Origin of the sequence: Acidiphilium sp. (genome assembly GCF_049977125.1) — a bacterium.
In the GTDB taxonomy this organism is placed as follows: domain Bacteria; phylum Pseudomonadota; class Alphaproteobacteria; order Acetobacterales; family Acetobacteraceae; genus Acidiphilium.
On sequence record NZ_JBMFGY010000103.1, the window covers coordinates 1 to 11,019 of the forward strand.

Here is an 11,019-nt window from a genome sequence, read left to right on the forward strand (position 1 = left end):
TCGTGCCGGAAGCGGAATCCTCGAGGATGATGTTCTGTGCCGCGAGCTCGTCGCGGATGGCATCGGCGCGGGCGAAATTACGGGCGCGCCGTGCCGCGATGCGCTCGGCGATCAATTGATCGACCGCCGATGATTCGAATGTCGTGAGTTTGGCCTTCATATCCGATTTGTCGTCGAAGCGGACCCTCATGGATTGAAACCATTCCGTGGGCGTGACGTTGAACAAGCCGAGCAAAACCCCGGTCGCCCGCATTTTCGACGCCGCCAGTGGATCGCCGCCCAGCGCGGCATCAGCCAGCCCATGCAGGGCCGCGATGGCCCCCGGCGTGTTCAAATCATCGGCCAGCCGGTCCAGCACCACCGGGGGAATCTCGCTCACCACCGGCGCATCGGCATGTTTCTGCAACGCCCGATAAAACCGGTCCAACTCCCGCTTCGCCTCCCCCAGCGCGGCATCCGAAAAATCCATCACGCTGCGGTAATGGGTTTTCAGCAGCAGAAACCGCACTGCCTCCGCCGGCGCCATCGCCAGCACATCCTGCACCGTGCGGAAATTACCGAGGGATTTCGACATTTTCTCGCCATTGACCTGCACCATCGCGTTATGCATCCACACCCGCGAAAACTCGGACCCCGGATAGGCGCAGCACGATTGCGCAATCTCGTTCTCATGGTGCGGAAAGATCAGATCGGTGCCGCCGCCGTGAATATCGATGTTCTCGCCAAGATACTGATGGATCATCGCCGAGCATTCGATGTGCCAGCCCGGACGCCCCCTGCCCCACGGGCTGTCCCAGCCCGGCAGATCATCGGAGGATGGTTTCCACAGCACGAAATCGCCCGGATCGCGCTTATACGCCGCAACATCGACGCGTGCGCCAGCCAGCAACTCGTCGGGCGAACGGCCGGAAAACTTGCCATAATCGGGGTCGGAACCGACCGCGAACAGCACATGGGATTCCGCCGCATAGGCGTGCCCCCCCGCGATCAACCGTTCGATGATCGCGATGATCTCGGGGATGCTCTCGGTGGCGCGGGGTTCGATGTCGGGCGGCACGGCATGAAGGGCGGCCATGTCCTCATGGAACCATTGCGCCGTGCGCATGGTGACATCCCGGATCGTCTCGCCACTCTCACGCGCCCGCGCGTTGATTTTGTCGTCGATGTCGGTGATGTTGCGCACATAGGTCACCCGCGGATACACGTGCCGCAGCAGACGCACCAACACGTCGAACACCACGACGGGCCTCGCGTTGCCGATATGGGCGCGGTCATACACGGTCGGCCCGCAAACATAGAGTTTCACATGATGGGGATCGATCGGATTGAGCACCTCGCGGCGCCTGGTTTTCGTGTTGTGCAGCTTGATCTGGATCATGGCCAGCATTTCCGCCGCAGGCTTTGGGATGTCAACCGGACGATATTGACAGGACTCTGGCGGTCCGGTATCGAAGACGGCAAGAAATGCGAATAGTTCTCATTCGCAGAAACAATGGAGACGAACGTGTCGCAGACTACCACGACCCCCGTCCGCCGTCCGTCACGTCTGCGGTTTCTGGCCGTGTTCGGGCCGGGTCTGGTGGTGATGCTCGCGGATACCGATGTCGGCAGCATCATCACCGCGGCGCAATCAGGGGTCGCCTGGGGCTATCGGCTCCTGCTGCTGCAATTCCTGCTGATGCCGATCCTCTATGTCGTGCAGGAGCTTACCGTGCGCCTCGGCATTTTCTCCGGGAAAGGCCATGGCGAGCTGATTCGCGACACATTCGGCCCCGGCTGGGCCTGGCTCTCGGCGGCGGGCCTGACGATCGCGACGATCGGTGCCCTGCTCACCGAGTTTTCCGGTGTCGCCGGCGTCGGTGCATTATACGGCGTCCCACGGGGCATTTCCCTGACCTTGGCGACGCTGTTTCTCCTGATCATCGCCTTCACCGGATCATACCGCCGGGTCGAGCGCGTCGCCATCGGCCTTGGCTTGTTCGAATTCGTGTTTTTCGGCATGGCCTATATGGCCCATCCCGACCTGCACAGCATGGCCGTGCAAACCTTCCAGCCCGCGCTGGGCAATGCGGCCTATCTGTATCTCGTCGCGGCCAATATCGGCGCGGTGATCATGCCGTGGATGATTTTCTATCAGCAATCGGCGATCGCGGATAAAAAACTGACCCCGGCCGATTTCAAATACGCCCGCTGGGATACCGCCATCGGCGCCGTCATCACCCAACTCGTGATGGCGGCGGTGCTGATCGCCGCGGCGGCGACCATCGGCGTGCGCAATCATCAGGCCAGCCTGAACTCGGTGGGCGACATCGCCAATGCGCTGACACCTTTTCTCGGTGTCACGATCGGGCGGTTGGTGTTCGGCGTCGGGGTGCTGGGTGCCGGCCTGATCGCCGCCATCGTCGCGTCGCTCGCCTTGGCCTGGGGGCTCGGCGAGGTCGCGGGCTATCGGCGCTCCCTCGAGGATCATCCGCTCCAAGCGAAATGGTTCTACGGGGTCTATGCCTTCTGTCTGATCGCGGGCGCCGTGCTGGTCGGGCTGGTTCCCAATCTGGTGCTGCTGAACATCGCGGTCGAGGTGATGAATGCGCTACTGCTGCCCCTGGTGCTCGGCTTTCTGATCGCACTGGCGATGCGCGCCCTGCCCCCCCATCTCAGGCTCAGGGGCTGGTACTTGTGGGTCGTTCTGTTCCTGTCCACAATCACTGCCGGCCTGGGTGTCTATGGCGGCCTCTCGGGCGCGGGGTTATTTTGATGACCAATGGTTTTGCAGGTTCCGTTCGACACGACGGAACGACTCGCTCCTCTGAAAGGTCCGCATGTCAAGACTAAGCGCCCTGATCTTCGATGTTGACGGCACCCTGGCCGAAACCGAGGAACTCCACCGCATCAGCTTCAACGCGACCTTCGCCGAAATCGGCCTCGATTGGGAATGGGATCGGGCGCTGTATCGCGAGTTGCTCGCGGTCACCGGCGGCAAGGAGCGCATCAGATATTACATCGACGAGTTCGACGGCAGCGTCGATATCCCGCCGGCCGGCATCAAACAGATCCATGAGCGCAAAACCGCGATCTATACCGAACGGATGGCCGAGGGCGCGCTGGGACCACGGCCGGGAATCCTGCGGCTGATCCATGAGGCACGGAATGCGGGGGTGAAATGCGCCATCGCGACCACCACCAGCCGGCCGAATATCGACGCGCTGCTGCAATCGGCCTTCGCACCGGAGGCGGTGGGCTGGTTCGACGCAATCGCCGCCGGTGATGAAGTGCCCCGCAAAAAACCCGCACCCGATGTCTATACGCTGGCGCTTGAACGGCTCGGCTTGCCTGCCGCGGAATGCCTGGCCATCGAGGATTCCCGCAACGGGCTGGACTCCGCCCGCGCGGCCGGGCTGGGCTGCGTGATTACCATCAGCCCCTATACCGACGGCCAGGATTTTTCGCAGGCGCTGAAAACCGTGGCGCATCTCGGTGATCTCGAAACCCGCAATCCGGCGATCGAGGGCGGCATGGTGACGCTCGCGATGCTTCAATCCTGGCACAGTCGAGCGCGATGACGTCACAACGATCGGGGCTGGCCGGCGGCGCGGCGCGCAACCTCAACCCGGCTCCCTTGCCCGCGCCATCGCGCGGCGATAAGGAGGCGTCATGATCCGAAACTCCAAACCGGCCGCACCGCTCACCCTCGTCGCCATCGTGGCCGTCGCGACTCTCGGCCTTGCCGGTTGCAGTGGCGCCTCGAAAACCTTCGGCCTCGAGGTTACCCCGCCGGACGCCTACGATGTCGCGACCGAGGCTCCCTTGTCGATGCCGCCGGGCCTGACACTGCCGGCCCCGCAACCCGGCGCGCCCCGGCCGCAGCAAATCTCCGCCGCGACGCAGGCGGAGGAGGTCATGGCGCCGCAGACCGCGCTGGCCAATGGCGATTCCAGCATGGGCCCCGGCCAGGAGGCGCTGCTTCAGGCCGCCGGCCCGACGCCACCGGCCGGAATCCGCACGACTGTCGATCATCAGGCCGAGCTCGAAAGCCGCAGCCCGGGCTTCGTCGCGTCGCTGATGTCGATGGGCGGCAGTTCCAAGGACGATAAAATCGTGAACGCGTCAGCGGAACAACGCCGACTGCAGGAAAACGCCGCGCTCGGCGCATCGGCCACCTCCGGCGCGACGCCGCAGGAAACCCCGGGCAAACCGAAGGGGCTGCTCGGCCGGATCTTCAGTATTTTCTGATCATCGCGCGGATCGGCGGTTGAAGCCGCTGATGATCGGGTCATATCCCGTGCCATGTCTGATGTCTTGATCCACGACCGTCCCCAGGTCGCGCCCTCGGCCGGTCTGGTGACTCTCTACGCCGTCGCCGCCGGAGTGGTGGTCGCCAATCTGTATTATGCCCAACCGCTGGTCGGGTTGATCGCGCCGTCGCTGCATCTGCCGAAACCGATCGCGAGCCTTCTGGTCACCTTCACCCAACTCGGCTACGCCACCGGCCTGTTGCTGCTGGTGCCGCTGGGCGACCTGATCGAGAATCGCGCGCTCAGCACCCGGTTGATCGCCATCTCGGTGCTCGCCCTCGCGCTCGCCGCGGCGGCGTGGAGCTGGCCGGTGTTCCTCGCCGCCGCCCTGCTGATCGGTCTGGGCTCGAGCGCGGTGCAAATCCTGGTGCCGATGATCGCGACCCTGACCCCGGAGCGAACGCGCGGCCGGGTCGTCGGCAATGTGATGGGCGGGCTGGTCCTCGGCATTCTGCTCGCCCGCCCGATCGCCAGCATCATCGCCTATGCGCTGGGGTGGCGCGCCGTGTTCGCCATCTCAGCCGTCGGAATCGCCGGTCTCGTTGTGGTGCTGCGCCGCAAACTCCCCCACGTCGCCCCGAAGGCGCGGGAACGCTACGGCGCGCTGATCCTGAGCATGCTCCGCCTGTTCGTCACCGAGCCGACCTTGCGCCGCCGTGCCGCCTATCAATGCGCCGCCTTCGGTGTGTTCAGCCTGTACTGGACGGCGGTGCCGATCTATCTGACCGAGCAATTCCATTACACCCAACTGGGCATCGCGGTGTTCGCGCTGGTCGGCGCCGCGGGCGCCATCGCGGCACCGATCGCCGGTCGCCTGGCCGATGCCGGGTTCGGGCGGATCGCCAGCGCGGTATCCCTGGCGCTGATCCTGGCCTCGTTCGGCATCTCGGCGCTGGGCGCGGCCGAGCACAGCGTGGTGCTGCTCGCGCTTGCCGGCGTGGCGCTGGATTTCGGGGTGCAGGCGAATAATGTTCTGGGTCAACGCGCGATCTATGCGCTGGCGTCCGAACTGCGGGCGCGGCTGAATGGGGCCTATATGGCGGCATTCTTTGCCGGCGGCGCGATCGGATCGGCGGTGGCGAGCGGCCTGCTGCTCCGGGGCGGCTGGCCCCTGGTCGCTCTGGTCGGCGCCGCCGCCCCTGCCCTCGCGCTGGGTTATTTCGGTCTCAACGAACGCCGGCGCCACCGCACGTCAGGCATCTGATCACCCCCGCGCGGCGCCGCGGATGAAGGCGGCGCTGTCATCGAGGGTCTGCCGTCCCTCGGGGACGAAACGATGAAACATCGGCCACACATGCGCGACCACCGGCCAGATCCGCAGCAGGCTGATAACCCCGGCGGCGCGCGCCTTGGCATCGAAGCGCACGCTGTCATCGCGCAGCACCTCGTTGGCGCCGACATGGATCATCAGCGGCGGCAACCCTGTCAGATCACCATAGAGCGGCGATGCATGCGGCGAGAGCGGATCGGCGCCGTGAAGATACATCTCGGCCCCCTGGGCGATCTTGCTGCCGACGATCATCGGATCGCGACCGTCGTTTTCGATCGCGCTGGCGCCGGTGCCGGCCAGGTCGGTCCAGGGCGAAAACACCACGGCCCGCGCCGGCATCGGCAGCCCCGCCTCCCTGGCCGCCAGCAGGATCGCGAGCGCCAGCCCGCCACCCGCCGAATCCCCGGCGATGGCGAGACGATCGGGCGCGATGCCCTGCTCGAGCAGCCCCCGATAGGCGGCGAGCCCGTCCTCGACCGCCGCCGGATACGGGTGTTCGGGTGCCAGCCGGTAATTGGCGGCGAACACGCGAATGCCGCGCTGGGCCAGCGCCCCGGTGATCGGACGATGCGTTTCGGCGGAACACACCAGATAGGCGCCGCCATGCAGATACAAAAGCGTCATCGCCGGGCGGGCGCCTGCGGTCGGTTCGGCCCATTCGCCTGGAATGCCGCCGATCACCGCTTCGGTATAGCGCACGCCGCGCGGCACCGGCAGCGGCGTCTTGAAGGCGCGCCGCACCGACTCCGGATCACCCGCGCCGGAGAGTTTGCGCCTGACCTGATAACGCAGGACCGGATTGAGCAGATGCGCGGCAAGACTGGCCATGAGAAATCCTTTGCTTTCAGCCCGCAGAGTTGACGATCCTGGCCGGTTTGCCAAGCCGGCGCCCGATCATGTTCCCGGCCCGCACCGCCAGCAGGCGGGTGAGCGCGTCGATCGCATCGGCATCGGCGCCGATCAGTCCCCGCGCGCGCGCCTGTGCCACCGCATCGAGAATGACCCGGGCAGCGGTTTCCGGCGGGGTGGTGAGCACCGCGACCCTGCCGTTGACGTTCATGCGCATCCGCCATCACGCCTGCCTTGGACTTCCATGACCGAACCGCATTACATGATCGCATGACGATCCGTCTCCTCGCCCCTGCCACGATCAACCGGATTGCCGCCGGCGAAGTCATCGAGCGGCCGGCGGCGGCGGTGAAGGAGCTGGTCGAAAACGCGCTCGACGCCGGTGCGCGACGGATCGCGGTCAGCATCGATGGCGGCGGCATCGCACGGATCGAGGTAACCGACGACGGGACCGGCATTCCCGCCGCTGAGCTGACACTCGCAATCACGCGCCACGCGACCTCGAAACTGAACGACGAGGCGCTGGTGCGGATCGCGACACTCGGGTTTCGGGGCGAGGCCTTGCCCTCGATCGGCGCGGCGGCACGTTTGACCCTGACCTCACGCCCCCACGGCCAGGACACGGCGGCGCGAATCGTCGTGGCCGGCGGGGCGGTCGGGCCGATCGCGCCGGTGGCGGCACCGTTCGGCACCAGCGCGATCGTCGAGGATCTGTTCTATGCCACGCCGGCGCGGCGGAAGTTTCTGCGGACCATCACGGCGGAGGCCACGGCATGCGCCGATGCGGTGCGGCATCTGGCGCTCGCGGCCGCCGGCGTGGCGTTCAGCCTGACGATCGATGGCGCGACCAGCTTTGATCTGCCGGCGCAGGATCGCCGCGCCCGCGTCGCCGCCCTGTATGGGCGGGGCGATGCCGAGGCGCTGATCGCGCTCGAGGCGTCACGCGAGGACATCACCCTCGGCGGCTTCATCTCGCCCGCCAGCCTGACCCGGGCGACCGCGCGGCATCAGCACATGATGGTCAATGCCCGCCCGGTGCGCGATCCGCTGCTGCGGATGGCGCTACGGGTGGCCTATCGCGACATCATCCCGGCCGGACGGCATCCGCTGGCGGCGCTGTGGCTCGAGATTCCGCCGGATCTTCTGGACGTCAATGTCCATCCGGCGAAATCGGAACTGCGCTTCGCCGCGCCGGACGCGGTGCGCAGCCTGATGATCGGCGCGATCCAGCGCCATCTGGCAACGCCCGCCGGCGTCGCGGCGGCCCCCTCGCTCCGGCTGGGACCGGCACCGCGCAACACCGCTTGGTCGTATCCGCCGCAATCCGCGCCGGGATCGCAGGCGCGCGGGTTCGCCGAGGCCGAAGTCGCCCTTGGGTTCGATCTGCCGCCGAGCCTGCGACGGGCCGAACCCGCGGCGGATGCGACGGCTTATCCGCTCGGCACGCCGATCGCCCAGGTATTCGACACCTATATCCTCTCGCAGATCGGCGATGGCGCGCTGCTGTTGATCGATCAGCACGCGGCGCATGAGCGCCTGACCGAATTGCGCCTGCGCGCCGAGCGCGAGGCCGGCGGCATTGCAAGCCAGTTCCTGCTCTCGCCGGTGCCGCTCGATCTGCCCGATGATGATGTGGCGCGGCTGCTGGCGGTGGCCGATGATCTGGCGCGGCTCGGCGTGTCGATCGAGGGATTCGGCGCCGGCGCCATTTTGATCCGCGCCCTGCCCGCCGCGCTTGGCCCGGCCGATCCGCTCGCCCTGCTGCGCGACATCGCCGACACGATTGCGGCAACCGCGACCGCGACCGCCCTTTCGTCCCGACTCGATGCCATTTTGATCCGGATGGCCTGCCACCGCTCGATCCGCGCCGGCCGTCGCCTCGGCTTCGACGAAATGGCCGCGCTGCTGCGCGCCATGGAAGCGACCAAACTCGCCCAGACCTGCCCGCACGGGCGCCCGACCGTGGTGAAACTGACACGCGGCGATCTGGAGCGGATGTTCGGTCGTGCCGGCTGACCCAGGCTTGCGCTGTTGGCGGAATCGTGATCGCATAACTAGGTTGCGTATTTGCCCGAGCTGGTTAGTTAATCGCCAGACATCTGTTTTGTCTCAATAAATAAATACACCTCGATCGTGTCCGGTTTCCCGAAACAACGCGACGCCCGCAGGGCAGGAGTTTTGAATGTCGTCCTCACTCGCCGGCACCGTTTCCGGAACCATCACCTCTGGCGTCACCCTCTCGGTCAGTTCGAGCACGATCATCGATACCGCCGTGATCACGACCTATGGCTATGGCGCGGCGGTGAGCGGCGCCTACGGCACATTGTTCACCCTGCTCAACCTCGGCACGGTCGAGGGCAACACCAACCAGACCGGCATTTCACTGTCACAGGGGTTGGTCACCAATGGGATCGGTGGGTTGGTCGAGGGCAGCGTCGGTGTCTATCTCGGCACCGGCACGCTGGTCGATGCCGGGACGATCCTGGCCCTCGGCACCGGCGCTGCCGTATCCTTCGGCAATGGGGCTGCGGATGCGCTGACGTTGGTGCAGGGCGGGATAATCGAGGGCGGCATCGCCGGATTCGTCCAGGGCGACAGTATCGACCTCGCCGGCATCACCGCGACCAGCGAGAGTTTCGCCGCCGGCACGCTGACCCTGTTTGATCAGGGCAGCGCGGTCGCCAGCCTGTCGCTGGTCGGCGGCTTCAACACCGGTGAGTTCGGGCTCTACAGCGACGGCCAGGGCGGCACCAACATCACGCTGGGGGCGGAAACCCTGAGCGGCACCTATAGCGGCCCGTTCGAACTCACCGCACTTTCCACCACGATCACCAACGGATCGACGTTCAACCTCAATTCCGGCGGGATCAACTCGACTCTGGATCACGGCGTGACACTGGTGAACCAGGGCAGCATCGTGAGTGCCGGGTTTTACGGCAATGCGGTGAATATCTCCCAGGGCGTCGTGACCATTGCCGTCAACGGCGTGATCGACGTGAATTCCGGTGCGGGGTCGGGCGTGGCGCTCGGCTCGGGCGCGCTGGTGAATGCCGGGACGATCGCGGAGAACACCAGCGCGGGACGTGCCGCCTATGTGTTCAGCGGCGCGCTGATCAATCAGGCCAGCGGCGTCATTCTCGGCCCGACCGCGGCGGGGGTGAATGCCGGCACGATCGAGAATTTCGGCATCATCGCCGGTTCGGCCTCGGACGGGATCGGGATCTATGTCGGGCTGGGCCAGCAGCCGAGCCGGATCACCAATGCTTCCTACGGCATCATCGAGGGATCGCTCGGCATCACGCTTGCCGGCGGCACCATCGTCAATGCCGGGTTGATCCGCAGCACCGCGCCGGGCGGCGATGCGATCGCGATGGGGATTTCGGACACCGATCTGGTGATCGACAAGGGCTCGCGGATCGTCGGCAATGTCGCGGGATTCATCGCCGGCGATACGCTCGATGTTGCCGGCGCGTCGATCACCAAGGAGCACTTCGCCGATGGCGTGCTCACCCTGTCCGGCAAGGGCGTGACCGACACGATCGCCCTGACCGGGCAACTGAACAGCAGCGAATTCACCCTCAGCAGCGACGGGATCGGCGGCACCGATGTCACGATCGGGCGCGAAATCGTCACCGGCAGCTACGGCTCCGGTTTCACCCTGAGCGCGTTGCAGACCAGTTTCACCGCCGCGGCGGATGTGACCGGCACGGAAGGCAGCGGCGTCTATGGTTCTGGAGCGCGGAACTGGACGGTGGTGAACCGGGGGATCATCGCCGATGCGGCGGGGACCGGGCTGCTGATCGGCGATCAGGGCACGCTCACCAACGCCGGCACGATCAGCGGCATGACTGGCGTGAACATCGGCGTCGGCACCATCGCCAATGCCGGTCTGATCACCGGCAGCACGACGGATGGGGTGTATCTGAGCTCCGGGCAGATCACCAACACGACCCACGGCACGATCAGCGGTAAATACGGCGTGTTCGTCGATAACGCGACGGTGGTGAATTCCGGCCTGATCGAGGGCGATCAAGCCACCGGCTACGGCGTGGTGGCGCTCGCCGGGACGATCGAGAACAAGGCGGGTGGGGTCATCACCGGGCATTACGGCGCCTACTCGATGAACGGCACGATCATCAACGCCGGCACGATCGAGGGCACCGCCGGGCTCGGCGTGGTGCTCGGCGCGAGTGCCAATACCATCGTGGTCGATCCGCACTCGACCATCATCGGCGCGATCCTCGGATTCTCGGCCAAGGATCAGCTGGATTTCGCCAAGACCAAACTCGACGCCGCCACCTTCGCCAATGGCTACCTCACGCTGTCGGAACACGGCAAAGTGGTGGTGACCTACGGCATGGTCGGACAGTTCACCGGCGATGAATTCGCGCTGGCGTCGGACGGGCACGGCGGCACCGATGTCACTCTGGGTGCTGCCACCGCGACCGGACTCTATAACGGGCTGACCCTGACCGCGGCCTACACATCGATCGCCCAGGGCGCGCAGGTCGCGAGCGCTTCGACCATCGCCGCGGTGTTCGGCTCGTCGCTGGCAAGCTGGACCGTGGTCAATGCCGGCGTGATCGTCGACACCACGACCGGCGATGG

General features: G+C 65.9%; 9 protein-coding genes. 6 read left to right on the forward strand and 3 right to left on the reverse strand.

Annotated elements, in window-relative coordinates; translation table 11 throughout:
- Positions 1 to 1,378 (reverse strand): cysteine--tRNA ligase (gene cysS, locus ACP5E6_RS13460; RefSeq protein WP_427954804.1); only part of this gene is annotated, 1,378 nt, incomplete at its 3' end.
- Positions 1,379 to 1,504: 126 nt separating this feature from the next.
- Here cysS and ACP5E6_RS13465 point away from each other — a divergent pair.
- The 4 genes from ACP5E6_RS13465 to ACP5E6_RS13480 all read left to right on the forward strand — a co-directional run bounded on the left by ACP5E6_RS13465 (position 1,505) and on the right by ACP5E6_RS13480 (position 5,496).
- Positions 1,505 to 2,755: an NRAMP family divalent metal transporter gene (locus tag ACP5E6_RS13465; protein ID WP_427954806.1), complete on the forward strand. Its 1,251-nt coding sequence runs from the start codon at positions 1,505 to 1,507 to the stop codon at positions 2,753 to 2,755.
- A gap of 64 nt (positions 2,756 to 2,819) precedes the next feature.
- A complete protein-coding gene (locus tag ACP5E6_RS13470; protein WP_427954807.1) occupies positions 2,820 to 3,560 on the forward strand; it encodes an HAD family hydrolase in 741 nt (246 codons plus the stop codon).
- Positions 3,561 to 3,651: 91 nt separating this feature from the next.
- Entirely contained in the window at positions 3,652 to 4,230 is a 579-nt protein-coding gene (locus tag ACP5E6_RS13475) for a DUF3035 domain-containing protein (protein WP_427954808.1), read from the forward strand.
- Between the two features lie 54 nt (positions 4,231 to 4,284).
- On the forward strand, positions 4,285 to 5,496 hold the full coding sequence (locus tag ACP5E6_RS13480) for an MFS transporter (protein ID WP_427954809.1): 1,212 nt from the start codon (positions 4,285 to 4,287) through the stop codon (positions 5,494 to 5,496).
- Here ACP5E6_RS13480 and ACP5E6_RS13485 read toward each other — a convergent pair whose 3' ends face one another.
- Entirely contained in the window at positions 5,497 to 6,390 is an 894-nt protein-coding gene (locus ACP5E6_RS13485) for an alpha/beta hydrolase (RefSeq protein ID WP_427954810.1), read from the reverse strand.
- Between the two features lie 16 nt (positions 6,391 to 6,406).
- Positions 6,407 to 6,628, reverse strand: a complete 222-nt coding sequence (locus ACP5E6_RS13490) for a hypothetical protein (RefSeq protein ID WP_427954811.1) — start codon at positions 6,626 to 6,628, stop codon at positions 6,407 to 6,409.
- A 53-nt stretch (positions 6,629 to 6,681) separates the two neighbouring features.
- Between ACP5E6_RS13490 and mutL the strand changes: the two genes are divergently transcribed.
- Positions 6,682 to 8,427: a DNA mismatch repair endonuclease MutL gene (gene mutL / locus ACP5E6_RS13495; RefSeq protein WP_427954812.1), complete on the forward strand. Its 1,746-nt coding sequence runs from the start codon at positions 6,682 to 6,684 to the stop codon at positions 8,425 to 8,427.
- A 166-nt stretch (positions 8,428 to 8,593) separates the two neighbouring features.
- A partial coding sequence (locus ACP5E6_RS13500; RefSeq protein ID WP_427954813.1) for a beta strand repeat-containing protein occupies positions 8,594 to 11,019 on the forward strand: 2,426 nt, incomplete at its 3' end.

Excerpts from the sequence above, each read along its gene's own strand:
- ACP5E6_RS13475 (WP_427954808.1), top strand. The coding sequence starts at position 3,652 with ATGATCCGAAACTCCAAACCGGCCGCACCGCTCACCCTCGTCGCCATC.
- ACP5E6_RS13485 (WP_427954810.1), bottom strand. The coding sequence starts at position 6,390 with ATGGCCAGTCTTGCCGCGCATCTGCTCAATCCGGTCCTGCGTTATCAG.
- ACP5E6_RS13480 (WP_427954809.1), top strand. The coding sequence starts at position 4,285 with ATGTCTGATGTCTTGATCCACGACCGTCCCCAGGTCGCGCCCTCGGCC.
- ACP5E6_RS13490 (WP_427954811.1), bottom strand. The coding sequence starts at position 6,628 with ATGCGCATGAACGTCAACGGCAGGGTCGCGGTGCTCACCACCCCGCCG.
- ACP5E6_RS13470 (WP_427954807.1), top strand. The coding sequence starts at position 2,820 with ATGTCAAGACTAAGCGCCCTGATCTTCGATGTTGACGGCACCCTGGCC.
- mutL (WP_427954812.1), top strand. The coding sequence starts at position 6,682 with ATGACGATCCGTCTCCTCGCCCCTGCCACGATCAACCGGATTGCCGCC.